Annotated in this window: 18 protein-coding genes; 1 reads left to right on the top strand and 17 read right to left on the bottom strand. The window is 67.7% G+C overall.

The features are described from left to right. Window positions 1–2: 2 nt before the first annotated feature. The 3 genes from CA236_RS10095 to CA236_RS10085 form a co-directional block, all read right to left on the bottom strand. Window positions 3–1,727, bottom strand: coding sequence for an ATP-binding cassette domain-containing protein (locus tag CA236_RS10095; RefSeq protein WP_164518906.1), 1,725 nt, complete (start codon window positions 1,725–1,727; stop codon window positions 3–5). A 133-nt stretch (window positions 1,728–1,860) separates the two neighbouring features. Then, window positions 1,861–2,373: a calcium-binding protein gene (locus CA236_RS19270; RefSeq protein ID WP_082102827.1), complete on the bottom strand. Its 513-nt coding sequence runs from the start codon at window positions 2,371–2,373 to the stop codon at window positions 1,861–1,863. A 185-nt stretch (window positions 2,374–2,558) separates the two neighbouring features. Then, on the bottom strand, window positions 2,559–4,208 hold the full coding sequence (locus CA236_RS10085) for a type I secretion system permease/ATPase (RefSeq protein ID WP_164518905.1): 1,650 nt from the start codon (window positions 4,206–4,208) through the stop codon (window positions 2,559–2,561). Window positions 4,209–4,525: 317 nt separating this feature from the next. Between CA236_RS10085 and CA236_RS10080 the strand changes: the two genes are divergently transcribed. Further along, entirely contained in the window at window positions 4,526–5,674 is a 1,149-nt protein-coding gene (locus CA236_RS10080; RefSeq protein WP_125945508.1) for a glycosyltransferase, read from the top strand. Here CA236_RS10080 and CA236_RS10075 read toward each other — a convergent pair. The 14 genes from CA236_RS10075 to CA236_RS10015 all read right to left on the bottom strand — a co-directional run bounded on the left by CA236_RS10075 (window position 5,634) and on the right by CA236_RS10015 (window position 15,435). Further along, window positions 5,634–5,828: a hypothetical protein gene (locus CA236_RS10075; RefSeq protein ID WP_125945507.1), complete on the bottom strand. Its 195-nt coding sequence runs from the start codon at window positions 5,826–5,828 to the stop codon at window positions 5,634–5,636. The genes CA236_RS10080 and CA236_RS10075 overlap by 41 nt on opposite strands. A gap of 263 nt (window positions 5,829–6,091) precedes the next feature. Next, window positions 6,092–6,778: a DJ-1/PfpI family protein gene (locus CA236_RS10070; protein ID WP_241212600.1), complete on the bottom strand. Its 687-nt coding sequence runs from the start codon at window positions 6,776–6,778 to the stop codon at window positions 6,092–6,094. 131 nt (window positions 6,779–6,909) lie between these two features. After that, the gene (locus CA236_RS19105; protein WP_241212599.1) at window positions 6,910–7,440 is read right to left on the bottom strand and encodes a hypothetical protein; all 531 of its coding nucleotides are present in this window, start codon (window positions 7,438–7,440) and stop codon (window positions 6,910–6,912) included. A 15-nt stretch (window positions 7,441–7,455) separates the two neighbouring features. Then, a complete protein-coding gene (locus CA236_RS10060; protein ID WP_125945505.1) occupies window positions 7,456–7,989 on the bottom strand; it encodes a demethoxyubiquinone hydroxylase family protein in 534 nt (177 codons plus the stop codon). Further along, on the bottom strand, window positions 7,986–8,468 hold the full coding sequence (locus tag CA236_RS10055; RefSeq protein ID WP_046408494.1) for a disulfide bond formation protein B: 483 nt from the start codon (window positions 8,466–8,468) through the stop codon (window positions 7,986–7,988). The genes CA236_RS10060 and CA236_RS10055 overlap by 4 nt, the downstream gene beginning before the upstream one ends. After that, window positions 8,465–9,814 carry a S41 family peptidase gene (locus CA236_RS10050; protein ID WP_125945504.1) on the bottom strand — a complete coding sequence of 450 codons (1,350 nt, stop codon included), beginning with the start codon at window positions 9,812–9,814 and terminating at the stop codon, window positions 8,465–8,467. The genes CA236_RS10055 and CA236_RS10050 overlap by 4 nt, the downstream gene beginning before the upstream one ends. 134 nt (window positions 9,815–9,948) lie before the next feature. Further along, on the bottom strand, window positions 9,949–11,091 hold the full coding sequence (locus CA236_RS10045; RefSeq protein WP_241212598.1) for a peptidoglycan DD-metalloendopeptidase family protein: 1,143 nt from the start codon (window positions 11,089–11,091) through the stop codon (window positions 9,949–9,951). Between the two features lie 27 nt (window positions 11,092–11,118). After that, window positions 11,119–11,541: a 23S rRNA (pseudouridine(1915)-N(3))-methyltransferase RlmH gene (locus CA236_RS10040; RefSeq protein WP_046406927.1), complete on the bottom strand. Its 423-nt coding sequence runs from the start codon at window positions 11,539–11,541 to the stop codon at window positions 11,119–11,121. Window position 11,542: 1 nt separating this feature from the next. Beyond that, entirely contained in the window at window positions 11,543–11,953 is a 411-nt protein-coding gene (gene rsfS / locus CA236_RS10035; RefSeq protein WP_046406929.1) for a ribosome silencing factor, read from the bottom strand. A gap of 2 nt (window positions 11,954–11,955) precedes the next feature. After that, window positions 11,956–12,609, bottom strand: a complete 654-nt coding sequence (locus tag CA236_RS10030) for a nicotinate-nucleotide adenylyltransferase (protein ID WP_125945502.1) — start codon at window positions 12,607–12,609, stop codon at window positions 11,956–11,958. A gap of 15 nt (window positions 12,610–12,624) precedes the next feature. Then, a complete protein-coding gene (locus CA236_RS10025; protein WP_125945501.1) occupies window positions 12,625–13,998 on the bottom strand; it encodes a glutamate--cysteine ligase in 1,374 nt (457 codons plus the stop codon). A gap of 56 nt (window positions 13,999–14,054) precedes the next feature. Beyond that, window positions 14,055–14,789 carry a 16S rRNA (uracil(1498)-N(3))-methyltransferase gene (locus CA236_RS10020; RefSeq protein ID WP_046406934.1) on the bottom strand — a complete coding sequence of 245 codons (735 nt, stop codon included), beginning with the start codon at window positions 14,787–14,789 and terminating at the stop codon, window positions 14,055–14,057. Beyond that, a complete protein-coding gene (locus tag CA236_RS18770) occupies window positions 14,786–14,962 on the bottom strand; it encodes a hypothetical protein (protein WP_164518904.1) in 177 nt (58 codons plus the stop codon). Before CA236_RS18770 ends, CA236_RS10020 begins: the two co-directional genes overlap by 4 nt. Before the next feature lie 26 nt (window positions 14,963–14,988). After that, complete coding sequence (locus CA236_RS10015; RefSeq protein WP_125945500.1) at window positions 14,989–15,435, bottom strand: DUF2147 domain-containing protein; 447 nt, start codon at window positions 15,433–15,435, stop codon at window positions 14,989–14,991. Between the last annotated feature and the right edge of the window lie 199 nt (window positions 15,436–15,634).

The following is a 15,634-nucleotide window of genomic DNA, read 5'->3' as shown; positions in this document are numbered from 1 at the left end:
GGTCACTCTCGGTCGCGAACGACGGGATCAGCCACCCGTGGCTCGGCATATACGGACGTCTGGGCAAGGCGTTCGGCATCCCGCCGCTGACGCTCGGCCATGCGGGCACGCACATCTTCCTTGGTGCCGAAATCAGCCATGCCGCCCTTGCGAAGGACGAGCACCAGATTGGCGCTGTCGATGATGGCGGCCGAATCCCCCACCGCGATTGCGATCCCGCCGCGTTCCTGCACGCCAGCGAGACAGCGGCGTAGCGCAGCATTGCCCTCCCCATCCTGGAAGGCGCTGGGGTTGTCGAGCAGGAGGAGGAACGGGTCCCCGTACAGCGCGCGTGCGAGCGCGATGCGATGTTGCACCGACAGCGCCGGCGCGGGCGCATCGTGCTGCGCAAGCTCCGTATCGTAGCCATTCGGCAAGCGGACGATCGCATCATGAGCGCCAGCTGCCAACGCGGCGCGCGTGACCAAAGCGGGGTCGGCCGCGGGATCAAATCGGGCGATATTGGCCGCCACTGTCCCGGGCATCAGCTCGGGCACGGTGGGCAGATAGCCGATGTGGGCCGAACGAGCGTCGTCATCCCATTGGTCCAGCGTGGCGCCATCGAGCCTTACGGTGCCGGCAACCGCACGCACCTGCCCTGCCAGCATCCTCAGCAGCACGGACTTGCCGCAATTCGCCGGGCCGATGACGGCCACCACGTCCCCCGCCTGCGCGGCGAAACTGACCTCCTGCAACATCATCCGCCGCGTACCATGTACGGGCAGGGCAGCGTTGCTCACCTCAAGGCGGCGCACGGGCGGCGGGAGGGGAACGAGGGCGCGGGGTGCCTCGATTGTGTTGACGCTCTCCTCGAACGCGCGCCACGCCTGCCTGGCGGCGCTCAGCACTGCCAGATGAGTCGCCAGACGATGCAGCGTCCAGAAGATCAGCGTCGCCAGCAACATGGTTGCCGCGAAGGCGCCGTGGCTCGCCGCATCGGAGGCCATCAGCCAAGTGGCGGCTGCGGCCGTCGCCGCCAGGAACAGCGTAGCGGTGAGACCGACCAGTCGCACGGCATGCCCCTCGTGCCAGCTGGCAAGCTGCTCCGCCGACGAAACCTGACGCCGATAGCGAGCATCGGTTGCGCTGGCGTGCTGCCCCGACCCAAGCAAGGCGAGAAGGGCGCGGCGTGGCTGGCCCAGCGCCGCCTCCACGTCGCGCAGCCTGTAGGCCGATCGCGCCGCATCGCGGTCGCGCGCCAGCTTTCCAGCGGATGGTGCGAGGACGAGGAGGATCACGATCGCGCCAGCGAGCGGCACCAGCGCGACGGGCCCGCCGACAAGCGCCAGAACGATCAGCGCCACGGGTATGCACGCGGTATCGATCAGCGCTGGTACCGCTGGCCCAACCAGGGCTTTACGTATCGGATCGAGGCGCTCCGTCATTCCGCCCGCCTGATCATAAGCGGCAGCAAGATGAGCGAACAGCCGATGACGCGTGGCGAGAAGAACCGTGTGGAGAACGACAAGGGCGGCCGCGAGGGTGAGCAGGCCCACAATCGTGCTGCCGCTCCGCCCGGGAAGAGCGATGTCGATCAGCAGCATCAGATACAGAGCATAGCCGACCGGCAGCAATGACAAGGCGAGCCCAAGGATCGCAATACCCGGTATCGCCCTGCGTTTCGCCAGCGCCACACGCTCGTGAGCAGACCGATTGCTGATCGTGTCGGCTGCCGTCAGCCGTATCATGCGCCCTGCCCTTCCAGAGAGCGCCGGTGCTCGGGCGTGGAGCCTGCACCGCGCGATCGCGAGGTGAATCCACGCAGGGAAGGGACGCCGCGCATGCGCGACGCCCCTGTCTCTTGCGGCACGACGAGCCTGATCAGCTCGACAGCTCTTGGGTGAACGCCGCATAGCCATTGCTGATACGCAGCGTCTGGGTCGAACCGTTGCCGGTTTCGAAGTTGATGATCAGCAGGTCATAAGCCGCGTTGCCGCTGTACGTAATACGGCCGCCCGACGCTTCATAGGCTGCTGCCAGCCCCTCGAAGCTGGTGATGATCGCCGAGTCCCCGTTGGCAAAGCCGTTCAGACCCGGCGCGTCGGTGTCGAACAAGCCATTGTATTCACCGAATACCAGCTTGTCGCCCTGCGCGAAATTCAGATCATAGATCGAGTCCACATCGGACGCGCCACCGACCTGGTTGCCGAAGAAGCGGAACTGATCGGCACCAGCGCCGCCGTACAGTTGGTCATTGCCCGCGCCGCCGACCAGAATGTCGTCGCCACGGCCGCCGCGCAGCACGTCGTCCCCGCCCTTGCCGGCAAGAGTCGTGTCATTGCGCGTAGCAGAAATATCATCCCTGTTTTCTGTTCCCGAAACATAGTCTGCCATCGTACCCTCCTAGCAAAGAAGCCATTGGGCGTGTGTTGCCCCCAATATTCGGAACGACTCCGATCATTGGCGGGCCTTTTTCAGCACGACGGACAGGGTGCTGATAGTTGAGATGGCGCAGAAATGGAGGGATAGTACGTCACCGTCCTTGCCCCTTCCCAGTACGAACAGTGACATTTTTCACATCAAGCACTTTGCGCGTCCATAGAGACTTGCGATAGATTAGTCCGTTTTGGACCATATGCCACGGCGCGCCCCTCCTTCATGAGCAGGACGTGATCGATCGCCGCCAGGATGGAGGGACGGTGCGCTACCACGATGACAACCGCGCCCCGGGCCGTGGCCGCGCCGACTGCCTCGACAAGCGCGGCCTCTCCGACCGGGTCGAGATTGGCGTTCGGCTCATCCAGCAGGATCAGGAACGGATCTCCATGGAGAGCGCGCGCCAAGGCAATTCGCTGCCGCTGGCCACCCGACAGCCGGCGCCCGTCGGTTCCCACGTCGGTATTATAACCGTCAGGCAGCTGCTGGATCATTTCGTCGACACCGGCCTGCTGAGCAGCGGCAATGATCGTATCCACGGATGCTGCGGGGTCGAAGCGGGCGATGTTCTGCGCCACGGTGCCCGGAAGCAATTCCACGTTCTGCGGCAGAAATCCGATCTCCCGTCCCAGCAGATCGCGCGGCCATTGTGTCATGGTTGCGCCATCCAGCCGCACCTCTCCAGCGAGCGGGGGCAAGGTGCCAGCGATGCCGCGAAGCAAGGTGGACTTCCCCGCCCCGCTCGCCCCCATGATCGCGATCGCCTCCCCCGCATAGGCGACGAAGGAGACGTGGCGCACGGTAGGCTCGCTCGCGCCGGGAGGAACCAAGGTCAGCGCCTCGACGGACATGGTGCTGCGCGGGGGCGGCAGCGGCTGTACGGCGCGTGCCTCCCCGCCAAATGCCATCACGTCGCCCAGCCGCTGCCAGCTTTGCCGTGCGCCGACAAACCCGCGCCAATTGGCGATAGCGAGTTCGATCGGGGCGAGCGCGCGGGCGGACAGGATCGAGCTGGCGAAGATCACGCCGCCGCTCGCCTTTCCGCTGAGCACCAGCAACGCGCCCACGGTCAGCACCACCGACTGGAGGAAGATGCGGAAGATCCGTCCCGACGTGACGAGTACGCTGCTCTTGCCGCCAAGCCGCACCTGCGCCTGCCGATAGGCCCCGTTGGCGGCACGCCAGCGGGCGCCCATCTGGCCCTCCATACCCATAGCGTAAAGCGTCTCCGCGTGTCGCTGGCTCGTCTCGATGGCCTGTTGGCGATCGCGGTTCAGCCGCACCAACTGCGCGGTGGCCGAATTGCTGATCCACTCCGTCGCGACGGTGAGCGCGATGAGCACGATAGCGCCCGCCAGCACGGTGGCGCCGAGCCAGGGATGCAGAAGGAAAAGGATACCAACGAAGAAGAACACCCATGGAAGATCGACCAGCGCGGTCGGCCCGCTCCCGCCGAGGAACTGGCGAACCTGATCGACGTCGCGCACCGGCTGACCTGAGTCCCTCGCCGGATTGAGGCGCGCAAGCGTGACCGCCAGATCATGCGCCTTCAACTCCAGCGCCGCGTCGACATTGCTGGCGAGATGCACCAGCACATGCCCGCGCAGGGCGTCCAGCATCCCTTGAAACACATAGGCCGCGATGACCATCATCAGCAGGCCGAAGAGGGTGGGAAGACTGCGTCCCGGCAGCACGAAATCGTAGACCAGCATCATGTAGATCGAGCCGGCGAGCAGCAGCACGTTGAGCACCGCGCTGCTCAGCACGATGCCGATCAGCGCGCGGCGAAGCACGGGCGCGAGGGACGAAAGGCGCGGATCTCTAAGCAGCCCACCTGACCGGAGCATCGTGGCCGTACGCCTCCTCATCGCGCGCACCCGTCCGAAATGGTGCTCATTACTGATCCGAGGGACAGCCGCGGCCATCCTTTCCGCCCTATGGTAACCAGCCGTACCCCGCGGCGCGCAGACTAACGGTGCCATTTCGGACGGGTCTCCGCGCAGTGAAGCGGCGGTGGGCGGTATGACGCGGCATGAACCAGCCGCTGCCGCCCTGACCGGCGTGGCCGCGCAGTCCGGGAACTACGCTCGTGCTTCAGCTTCGCACCGCCTTGGACGCCGATCTCTCGGCCGCCCCTGTCAGCAAGGGAGGGCGGGCTGGCACGGGCACGGACGCCGAGCCGCGGCCACTGAAGCTGGCGCTGTGCGCCTCCGGCGGCGGACATGTGCGGCAAATCCTGGATCTGGAGCCCGTCTGGCGCGCGCACGACTTCTTCTTCGTGACCGAGGATCTCGCACTAGGGCGCTCCATCGGCGCGCAACATCGGACGATGTACGTTGCGCATTGCGCGCTTGGTCAGGCGCGGCTCGGCGCCCCGTTCCGCATGATCGCGGCCGCGGTGCGCAACCTCAGCCAATCGCTGCGGATCGTCCTGCGCGAACGGCCCGAGGCCGTGCTCACCACGGGCGCGGGGTCCATGTTCTTCATGCTGCTGTTTGCGCGCATGGCGGGCGCGCGCATCATCCTGATCGACAGTTTCGCCCGGTTCACCGCGCCATCCGTCTTCGCGCGGATCGCGGGACCACTCGCGCATGTGCGGATTGCCCAGTCACACGCATCGGCGGACGGCTGGGGGGCGCACGTGGCCTTCGATCCCCTGCGCCTGATCGATGACGAGCGCCCCGCGAAGGAGCCGATCGTGTTCGCGACGGTCGGCGCGACCTTGCCGTTCGATCGGCTGGTGACCCTCGTCGCGGCGGCGAAGAGGGACGGTCTATTGCCAGAGCATGTGATCCTGCAGGTGGGCGACACCAGCGCCCGACCCGACGCGATCGAGGAAGTGCATGAGGCAATTCCCTTCCCGGCGGTGCAAGGCATCCTCCAGCGCGCGGATATCGTGATCTGCCACGGCGGCACCGGTTCGCTGATCACCGCCCTTCAACAAGGGTGTCGTGTCATTGCCGTCCCGCGCCTGTTCGCGCTGGGCGAACATTATGATGATCACCAGCTGGAAATTTGCACCGCCTTTGCCGCGCGCGGGTTGATCGAAGTGGTGGATGCGGAGCAGGATCTGGCCACTGCCCTGTCCCGCGTTCGCGCGCGCCCTGCCAGGATGGCAACCACAGATACAGCCCCTCTGCAGGCCCATCTGAACATGTTGCTCACCGGGTGGTCGCTGGAACGACGCGGGGTGAGTGGAAAATCAGTGGAGCAAGGCTTCAGCGGCGGTCCGCAAGTGCGCCGAGCGTCGCGCGGGTAGCCGCGGTCGTGGCACGCGCCACGGCGACGGCATCGCGGCCAAGACCGCGCCACTGGCCGCGCATCAAGCGTCCGCCGGCGGCGACGCTGACGGCAAGCGGCACAAAGCAAAGCGCGCCCAGTACCACGAGTGGCTTGGCAACGATCGAAGACATCGGCGCGCCTTGGGGGCCTTCCCTCCCTTGCTCCGTGCCAGTGTCCATCTGCGTCCTCGCTGTTGTGCCGGAGCCATGCAGCGGCAATGAAGGGAGCGCAATCCAGGTGATAGCGGTTGGCAGAGGCGCGGCGTCGCTCCTCATCGGCTTCTCTCCGTTCGGGGAGCGGCCATTACATGTGCTGCTTTCGGGTGATTTCCGCTCGTTCCGCGATCGCGGCCACCCTGATATCGGTATTAGCGCTCTCGGCTATCTGGTTGCGATCACGAGCGAAAACCGCGCGCCGCGGCGAGATCGCGCAGTTCTTCATGGCGGCCAGGCGCCGCCTTTTCCATGCGCGCTTCGAAGGCGCTGACCAGCGCTTCGCCGGCCTCGGCCGGGGTGCCGGCGTCGAAGGGCGGTGCGGGGTTGTATTCGAGGCCGAGCTGGACGCCGCGGGCATGGTCTTCGCCGCGTAGCAGGGCGGTCAGTGTCAGGGCGAAATCGATGCCGGCAGTGACGCCGCCGCCGGTCGCTCGGTTGCGGTCGACGACGACGCGTTCGGCGACGGGGGTGGCGCCGAACAGCGCGAGCTGGTCGCGCCAGGCCCAGTGCGAGGTGGCACGATAGCCACGGAGCAGACCGGCCGCGCCGAGGATCATCGACCCGGTGCAGACGCTGGTAACCCATTGCGCAGACGTGCCAATTTGCTCGACCCACGCCATTGCGGCATCATCCGCGATGACCTGATTGACGCCGATCCCGCCGGGTATGCAGATGATGTCCGCGGTCGGCACGTCGGCGAAGGTGGCGGTCGGGAGGATCGAGAAACCGGCGTCGGTGGGGACCGGGTCCAGCGTCTTCCAGACGAGGTCGAGACGGGCATCGCCGCCGAGTCGGGAGAGCACCTGGGCGGGGCCGGTGAGGTCGAGTTGGGTGACGTTGGGGAACAGCAGGAATGCGACGCGCAACGGGCCTCTCCTATCCTGATCCGGCCGGAATGCCGGGTGATGAACGGCCGCCATCGTCGTGCCGGCGGCCTGTTTGCGTGACGCCTTTGGAGACAATTGGCCGCGTTCGGCCGCACCCCGGCCAGATGCGATCAGAAGGGATCGAGGTTCGGATTGGCGCCCTGTTCGCGGGCCTGGGCCTCGCGCTTCGACCGGCGGGCGTTCTGGACGAAACAGCCCGTCGCGCCGCCCGCGCCGACCGTGCTGCACGAGCCGACCCCGACCGCGCCGACGTCCTGGTTGCCCTTTTCACGCGCCGCCCAGCTTTCGTTCTCCGGCGTCACCTCGAGCGTGCGCACTTCCTGCGGGATGCGGAATTGCTCCTGCGCGCTGCGGCGCTGGCAGACGACGATTTCCTCGCCATTGCTGTTCGTCGGGCAGCGTTCGTTGCCGTAGAGAACGAGCACGCCATTGACCGGGGCGCCACGCGCGGTTTCGGTCGAGACGGTCTGGCGGCTGGCGCGCGGCGCGCCGGGCAGTGCCACCGGCTTCGACGGCGGGGGTACGATCACGACCTTGGGCGGCGACACCGGCGCGCCATCGACCGGCGCCGTCTGTACCGTCTGGGCCGCCAGCGGGCTGGCGATCAGCAGGGCCAGCACCGACGTTCCGATCAATCGCATCGCTCCAACTCTCCTTCAGATCCGCTTGGCGGTGGCGATCGCCGCGCGGCAGCCGAGGCGGATCACCGCCGACAGCAGCGGATAGGCCGGCGCATCCTCCGCGCCGCTGGCCAGCGCCTTGTCGCGATGTTCCAGCTCCTCCGCCTGGAATTCGGCGATGGCGTCGCTGAGTTCGGGATCGTCCGTGCCAAGCTCAACCAGCTGCTCGGCATAATGTTTGTCGATTTCGGTCTCGACCGCCGCGGTGCAGGCCATCGCGGCCTCCGGCCCGATCGCGGCCGTGACCGCGCCCAGCGCAAAGCCGGCGACGTCCCAGAACGGCTGGAACAAGGTCGGCCGCACGCCGCGCTCGGCGATCAGCCGGTCGAAGAACTGCCGGTGGCGTTCCTCCTGCAGCGCCATGCCCGCGATCTCGCGCGCGGCGGGCGAGCGGTGGCCCATGATGGCGAGCTGCCCGGCGTAAATGCGCGTCGCGCCGAATTCACCGGCCTGATCGACGCGGATCATCGCCTTGGTATCGCGCCGGCGATCACCGGGTTTCCAGTTCATCGTGCCTTTCCAATCAAGACGCCGATCACTGCGGCTCCACCGAGCGACAGGATGGCATTGTACCCAGCCAGGGAAACGCCGAACAACGTCCATTGTGCCGCGTCGCACCGCACGACCGGCGCAGCGAGGATCCGGCGGAGCATCTCGTCAGTCGACACGCCCTCCCCCCCGGCCATCGTCGAGCAGGCGGTGATGCCGGGCCACCAATGATATTCGACGCCGGCGTGGAACACGCCGATGAGGCCGGAGAGCGCGATCAGCAGCGCGGCCACCGCCGTCATCGTCACCTTGCTGGAGCGACCCGGCACGATGAACGCGAACGCCGCGCAGACGACCGCGGCATAATGCGGCCAGCGTTGCCAGTGGCACATCTCGCACGGCGCCAGCCCGCCGATCAGTTGCGATCCCCAGGCACCCGCCAGCAGCAGCAATGGCAAAAGCAGCGCGATCAGACGCGCGCGTGTCTGCGACTGGGTCACTTCGCCGCAACATCCTTCTTCATCGATGCCGTGACGGCGGCGACCTGCGGCGGGCCGCCGAGCCGCGCGATCGTCTTCAGCGCGTACCAGAGCTGGAAGTCCTCCACGCCCTGCTTCTTCAGTTCGTCCGGCGTTGCCGAGAAGCGCGGATCGTCCTTCGTATCCTCCTCGAGGATCTTGTCGTCGGCCTTCACCTCATTGATGAGGTGGCGGCGAAGATCCGCCTCGCGGAAAACCGGGCGCGACTTGTAGTCGGGGTCGCTGATCTGCGGCACGGCGATATCGGGTTCGATGCCCCCTTCCTGCACCGAGCGGCCCGACGGGGTATAATAACGCGCGGTGGTGAGGCGCAGCGCGGTCGTCGGCCCGAGTTGCAGCAGCGTCTGCACCGAGCCCTTGCCGAAGGTCCGCTCGCCCATGACGAGGCCGCGGTGATGATCCTGGATCGCGCCGGCGACGATCTCGGACGCCGAGGCGGTACCGCTGTCGGTGAGCACGATGATCGGCAGGCCGTGCGCCATGTCGCCGGGCTTGGCGTAATAACGCTCGATATCGCCCTTCTCACGGCCGCGCTGCGACACGACCTCGCCGCCCTCGAGGAAGACGTCGGCGACCTCGATCGCCTGGGTCAGCAGCCCGCCACCGTTGGAGCGCAGGTCGACGACATAGCCGAGCGGGCGGCGGCCGAGCGCCTTTTCGATCGCGACCATCGCGGCGCGGGTGTCGGCGCCAGTGGTTTCGGAGAAGGTGTTGATGTTGAGATAGCCGACATCGCCCTTCACTTCCCATTTGACCGGGCGCTGGACGATCAGCTCGCGCGTCAGCGTCAGCTCCATCGGCTTGTCGCGGCCGGGGCGGACGATGGTGATCGCCAGCTTCGAGCCCGGCTTGCCACGCATCTGGGCCACCGCCTCATCAAGCGAGCCGCCGTAGATCAGCTTGCCATCAATGTGGGTGATATAGTCGCCGGCCTTGATCCCGGCGCGCCACGCGGGCGAATCCTCCTGCGGGGCGATGACCTTCACCGCGCCATCCTCCAGCGAGACGGTAAGGCCGAGGCCGCCGTAATTCCCCTCGGTCGCGATGCGCAGATTTTCGTAATCGGCCGCGTCGACATAGCCCGAATGCGGATCAAGCGAGGCGAGCATGCCGTCGATCGCGCCCTTGATCAGCTGCGCATCGGTGACCTTGTCGACATAGTCCGCCTTGACGCGATTATACACGTCCATGAAGCGTTCCATCTCGCGATAGGCACTGGCATCCACCGCCGCCATCGCCCCCGTGGTCACGGGTGCGAGCGCCAGCGTCGCGACCAGGGCAGTGGCGGAAAGCAGCGGGAACTTCATAGGTGTGCGTCCTAGGGCGTACCGGATCGACAGGCTTTAGCGGCTTTCACGCCGGCGAGCAAAGCACGCCGGCAGCTTAATGGAGGCTGAGCATCGCGCGGCATCACGCGGGGATGTCGGGCGATTTTCAGCGATCAATCGAGCAGCGCCGTGATGTCGACCGGCTGGCCGCGTCGCCGCAGCTCGACGGTGATCTGCGGCGTCGGCGCGGTGCGCGGCGCGCGGCCGATCGCCTGCCCCGCCGCGACATTGCTCCCGCGCGTCACGCCGGCACTGCCCAGCCCGGTCACCAGCGTATTCCAGCCGGCGCCGTGATCGATCACCACGATCGTGCCGAAGCGGCGGAACGGGCGGGCGAAGACCACCTGTCCGGCCGCCGGCGCGACCACCGCCGCGCCGCGCGGCACCGCCAGCGTCAGCCCGCGGGCGCGCACGCCATTTTCGGAGACCTCGCCAAGCCCGGTCACCAGCGTGCCGGCGACCGGCAGGCGATAGGCGGCGGTGCGGGCCGGTGGTGACGGGCTTGCGGCGGGTGCAGCTGGTGGGGGGGGTAAGGCGGCGAGCGTGCCGAGCGTGGCGCGCGTCTCGCCGATCGCAGCCATGCGATCGATGATGTCGCGCGCCTCCTCCCCCATCGCGATGGCGCGATCAGACTGGATCAAGGCGTCGCGATTATATTGCAGCGCCGCCGCCGCGTGGCGCGCGCGCAGCGCGGCGAGTTGCTGCCGTTCCCCGAGCAGCGCGGTGCGGCTCTGGTCGAGCGCGGCAGTGGCGAGCGTCGCGTCGGCGCGCAGCTTTCGCGTTTCGGCAAGATCGGTGCGCAGCGCGGCCGTGTCGCGGCGCACCGCGGGCAAGGTGCTGCCCAGGACCGCGCGGACATGGACCAGATCGCTGACCGAGCCGGGCTGGACGATCGCCGCCGCCGCGGGACGGCGGGCGAGCGAGGCAAGCGCGGCGACGAGCCGGGCGACCGGCTGCTGTCGCTCCCCCAGTTCCGCGCGCTGGCGGGCGAGCAGCGCCTCCACCAGCGCGAGCCGGGCGCGGGCGGCGGCGACATCGGCCTCCGCGCGGCGAATGCGGGCGCCAACCGCCTTTTCCTCGGCCTGGGCGCGGGCGACGGCATCCTGCTGCTGCGCGGCGCGGCGCTCCAGATCGCGGGCGCGGGCGGCGGCGCGGGCCGCCTCCTGCTTCGCTTGCGTCAGCCGGCGGCGTTCGACCGCAATCGGATCGGGCGCGCTGGTGGCGCTGGCGAGCAGCATCGCCGCCCCCACGAGCATTGCTGTCTCCCCCATCCGCATCGGCGGTCAGCCTTCGCGATGATAAGGGTGATTGGCAAGGATGGAGGTAGCGCGGAACAATTGTTCGGCGAGCATCGCGCGCGCCATCATGTGCGGCCAGGTGGCGCGGCCGAAGGACAGGAGCAGGTCCGCCCCGTCGCGCTCGGCATCGCCGAAGCCGTCAGCGGCTCCGATCATGAAGCGCGCCTCACGCACGCCATCGTCACGCCAGCGTTCGAGCTGGCGCGCGAATTCGACCGAGGACAGGACCTTGCCGGTTTCGTCGAGCACGACGCGGCGCGTGGCGGCGGGGACATCGGGGATCTTGCCGCCGCGATCGGGAAGCTCCGTCACGCGCGTCGGCCAGGCGATCCGCTTCAGATAGCGGTCGACCAGCTCGGATTCGGGCGAGCGCCCGATCCGTCCGCGCGCAACGATGTGAAGCAGCAGGTCAGGCGTTCCCGGGGGATGCCTGATCCGTCGGCGTCGGGGACGGCGCGTCGCCGAACGACCACATGCGCTCCAGATTGTAGAAGGAGCGTACCTCGGGGCGGAACAGGTGGACGATCACGTCGCCGGCGTCGATCAGCACCCAATCCGCGGTGGGCAGCCCCTCGATCCGCGGGGAGCGGCCGGTGTCGCGCTTGATCTTCTCGGCCAGCTTGGTCGCCATCGAGGCGACCTGACGGGTCGAGCGGCCGCTGGCGACCACCATGTGATCGGCGATCGACGACTTCCCCGCGAGCGGGATCGAGATGGTGTCGACGGCCTGATCATCGTCCAGGCTGTCGAGGACAAGCTTATGCAATGCCGCGACGCTGTCAGCGTCAGGGGATCGATAGGCGTTGGCGGAAGCGGGCAAGTTCACTCCTGGGTGAAAGGTTTGGCTGCTGATATGGGGAGCGCATAGCGCCGATGCCAGGCAGGATCTGCGGCGCGCAGCTGCGTCGCGGAGGTCGGGTCAGGGCGGAAACGTAGCAGCACCAGGGCTGGCACACTCCACTCGGTCCAGTTCTTCGCCTGGCGTGCGGGCCTCTGGAAGCGCCGCAGCCAACCCGTCGCGGGTGCCGCGAGGGCAGCAGCATCATATCCTGGACGCGCGATAACTGCAATCGGAATCGTCCGGGCGATGCGGCGCCAGTCGCGCCAGCGGTGGAACTGTCCGAGATTGTCCGCGCCCATCAGCCAGATGAAACGGTGCCGCGGGTAGCGGCGCACCAGCGCGGCGAGCGTGTCGACGGTGTAGCGGGTGCCGAGCCGCGCCTCGATATCGGTCGGGCGGATGCGCGCGGCGCGTGCGACGCGGCGGGCGGAGGCGAGCCGCGCAGGCAGCGGCGCCATGCCGTCGGCCGGCTTCAGCGGATTGCCGGGCGAGACCAGCCACCAGACTTCGTCGAGGTCGAGCGCATTGATCGCGGCGAGGCTGATCCGCCGGTGCCCCTTGTGCGCGGGGTTGAACGAGCCGCCGAGGAGGCCGATGCGGCGCGGGGTCCGGCGCGAAGGACGGCCGTCAGCCACGTCGGCAAGTCCCGATCAGAAGCTCTGCTCCTCATAGACCTTCGACACGTCGCCACCCCATGCGCCGTTGTAGCGATCGAGCAGCTGCTGCGCGGGGACCTTGCCGGTGCGCACGATGTCGCGCAGCGGATCGAGGAAGCCGGTTTCATTGTCGCCCGAGGAGTTGAGCCGGGCGCGGGCGGCGAGACCGGCATTGGCGATGTCGAGCACCTCGGCAACGATATCGCGCAGCGTGCCGCGACCCGCGACAGGGGCGTCGAGGCCGAGCCGGGGCACCGAATCGCGCAGTGCCTGACGTGCCTCCATCGACCAGTGCTTCACGAGGTCCCAGGCAGCGTCGAGCGCGCCCTGATCGTAGAGCAGGCCGACCCAGAGCGCGGGGAGCGCGCAGATGCGGTTCCACGGGCCGCCATCGGCGCCGCGCATCTCCAGGAAAGTCTTGAGCCGGACCTCCGGGAAGGCGGTGGAGAGGTGATCGTTCCAGTCGTCGAGCGTGGGCAACTCGCCGGGAAGGACGGACAGCTCGCCCTTCAGGAAATCGCGGAAGCTGAGCCCGGCGGCGTCGATATATTTGCCGTCGCGGTAGACGAAGTACATCGGCACATCGAGCATATAGTCGGCGTAGCGTTCGTAGCCGAAGCCGTCCTCGAACACGAAGGGCAGCATGCCGGTGCGCGCCGGATCCGTGTCCGACCAGATATGGCTGCGGTAGCTGAGATAGCCGTTGGGCTTTCCCTCGGTGAAGGGCGAATTGGCGAACAGCGCGGTGGCGAGCGGCTGGAGCGCGAGGCCGACGCGGAACTTCTGCACCATGTCCGCCTCGCTCGCATAGTCGAGGTTCACCTGAATCGTGCAGGTGCGCAGCATCATGTCGAGGCCCATCGTGCCGACGCGCGGCATGTGGCGCAGCATGATGGCGTAGCGGCCCTTGGGCATGATCGGCAGTTCGGCGCGGGTCTTGTCCGGCCACATGCCAAGGCCGAGGAAGCCGATGCCCAGCTTGTCCCCCGCCGCCTTCACCTGATCGAGATGGCGGCCGGTTTCGGCGCAGGTCTGGTGCAGATTGTCGAGCGGGGCGCCGGAAAGCTCGAACTGGCCGGCGGGTTCCAGGCTGACCGATCCGTCGGCGCCGGTCAGCGCGATGATCTTTCCGCCCTCCTCGACCGGCTTCCAGCCATATTGCTGCAATTCGGTGAGCAGCGCGCGAATACCCGAGGGCTCGTCCCAGCTGGGGGCATGATGATCGGCGCGTGAATAGACGAACTTTTCGTGTTCGGTGCCGATCCGCCAGCGGTCCCTCGCCTTCTCGCCCTTCGCAAAACTGGCGATCAGCTGGTCACGCGACTCGATCAGCGGCGAGTTGCTATCCGAAACGGTCTTCGTCGTCATGGCGCGGCCTTAAAGGGGCTTTGTGACGGCCGCTAGGTGTTTCGCCAAGACGGCGTTCACCAGTCGCCGGCGACCGCCATCCATACCGCGATCGCGGCGGCCGCGGCGGTGTCGGCACGCAGGATACGCGGTCCGAGCCCCATCCCGACGGCCTGTGGCAGCGCGCGGATCGCGGCGCGCTCGTCATCGTCGAAGCCGCCCTCCGGGCCGATCAGGATCGCCGCCGGGCCAGGACGGATCGCGTCGCGCGCAGCGACGCCGCCCAGCTCGTCGGCGAAATAGAGCGCGCGGTCGGCCGGCCAGTCGCGCAGCAGCGCGGGGAGCTTCACGGCCTCCGCCACCTGCGGCAGCGCGGTGCGGCCACACTGCTCGGCCGCCTCGATCATATGCGCGCGCAGGCGATCGAGGTTGAGCTTGTCCACCACCGTGCGACGGGTGATGACGGGGACGTAGCGCGCGACGCCCAGCTCGCACGCCTTTTCCGCCATCCAGTCGACCCGGCCCTTCTTGAGCGGCGCGGCGACCAGCCACAGGTCAGGCACCGCCTCGCGCACGGCAAGCTGCTCCGTGATGTCGAGCGTGAGGTCGCGCTTGCCGGCCGCGGCGACGATCGCGAGCCATTCGCCGGTCACGTCATCGAACAATCGCACCGGATCACCCGGCTTCACGCGCATCACGCCGGCGAGATAATGCGCCGCCGGCCCGTCGACCTGTACCGGGCCGATGCCGAGCGGGCGATCAAGGAAGAGGCGCGGCGTGGAGCGCGGTGGCCAGGCAGGAGTAGCGATCATCGGCCCGCGCCCTTACGGCGCCCCCGCCCGATCATCCAGCGTGCGAGAAGAAACAGGACCAGCCCGGCGAGCGCGACCAGAAGCACGACCCCGGTGATCACCCCGGCGACGCGCAGGATGGCGTAGAACAACGCTTCGACGAAGCGGCCGACGGCAACGGACAGATGAATCATGCGGCGCGCTTCACCCGATCAGTCGATCATTTCTGTGCGCCGGGGACGCGCCGCCACGTTTGCGACTTGCAGGCGAAATTGGCGAACAGGCACCCCTTGCCGACGATCGTGTCGCGATCGACCTGATCGATGGTCCCGTCGAATTCCTGAGCGATGTCCGGCACATAAACACGGCCGTACCACAATCCGTCGTCGCCGCGGCGAAATCCGCTGAATAATTGCGTGCCGACCAACTGCACCGTGCCGCCGGCGGCGGCATCCGCCTTCGCCTTCGTACTCGCCTGCACCACTGTTCCGCACAGCTGGCCACCGCACGGCGCGACGCGGATGCGCACGCTGTCGCTGTCGTTTCGCCAGATGCCGTCGAGGCCGGACTTACCCTGTGCCAGCGCTGGCCCCGCCGCGGTCGTCGTCGTCAGCACCATGGCACCGACCGCCAGCGTCATCATGCGTGCAAGTTTGTGATCGGGCATCCTGATCGTCCTGTGTTACATTCACCGGGGGCACAACGCATGCCGCCAAGCGTCGGCCCCGCGGCGGCGGTGCGCGACGCCGAGCACAGCGGGATCGCTTGCAAGCCCGGACGGCTCTGCGCTTCTCCTGCCACAGGGCTGTGGCGAAACCGCGGCAGCGGGGGTAGTCAGTCGGCCGTGACCAGCGCTCCCCACCCCC

The organism is Sphingomonas sp. ABOLG (genome assembly GCF_003950435.1).
Classification (GTDB): Bacteria; Pseudomonadota; Alphaproteobacteria; order Sphingomonadales; family Sphingomonadaceae; genus Sphingomonas; species Sphingomonas panaciterrae.
This window is presented reverse-complemented; position numbering and strand designations above follow the sequence as displayed.

Coding starts and splice junctions, on each gene's coding strand:
- CA236_RS10045 (WP_241212598.1), bottom strand. CDS start 11,091: ATGCTCGTGGGGGCGGCGATGCTGCTCGCCAGCGCCACCAGCGCGCCC.
- CA236_RS10015 (WP_125945500.1), bottom strand. CDS start 15,435: ATGCCCGATCACAAACTTGCACGCATGATGACGCTGGCGGTCGGTGCC.
- CA236_RS10075 (WP_125945507.1), bottom strand. CDS start 5,828: ATGTCTTCGATCGTTGCCAAGCCACTCGTGGTACTGGGCGCGCTTTGC.
- CA236_RS10060 (WP_125945505.1), bottom strand. CDS start 7,989: ATGAACTGGAAACCCGGTGATCGCCGGCGCGATACCAAGGCGATGATC.
- CA236_RS18770 (WP_164518904.1), bottom strand. CDS start 14,962: ATGATTCATCTGTCCGTTGCCGTCGGCCGCTTCGTCGAAGCGTTGTTC.
- CA236_RS10020 (WP_046406934.1), bottom strand. CDS start 14,789: ATGATCGCTACTCCTGCCTGGCCACCGCGCTCCACGCCGCGCCTCTTC.
- CA236_RS19105 (WP_241212599.1), bottom strand. CDS start 7,440: ATGCGATTGATCGGAACGTCGGTGCTGGCCCTGCTGATCGCCAGCCCG.
- CA236_RS10095 (WP_164518906.1), bottom strand. CDS start 1,727: ATGATACGGCTGACGGCAGCCGACACGATCAGCAATCGGTCTGCTCAC.
- CA236_RS19270 (WP_082102827.1), bottom strand. CDS start 2,373: ATGGCAGACTATGTTTCGGGAACAGAAAACAGGGATGATATTTCTGCT.
- CA236_RS10050 (WP_125945504.1), bottom strand. CDS start 9,814: ATGAAGTTCCCGCTGCTTTCCGCCACTGCCCTGGTCGCGACGCTGGCG.
- CA236_RS10025 (WP_125945501.1), bottom strand. CDS start 13,998: ATGACGACGAAGACCGTTTCGGATAGCAACTCGCCGCTGATCGAGTCG.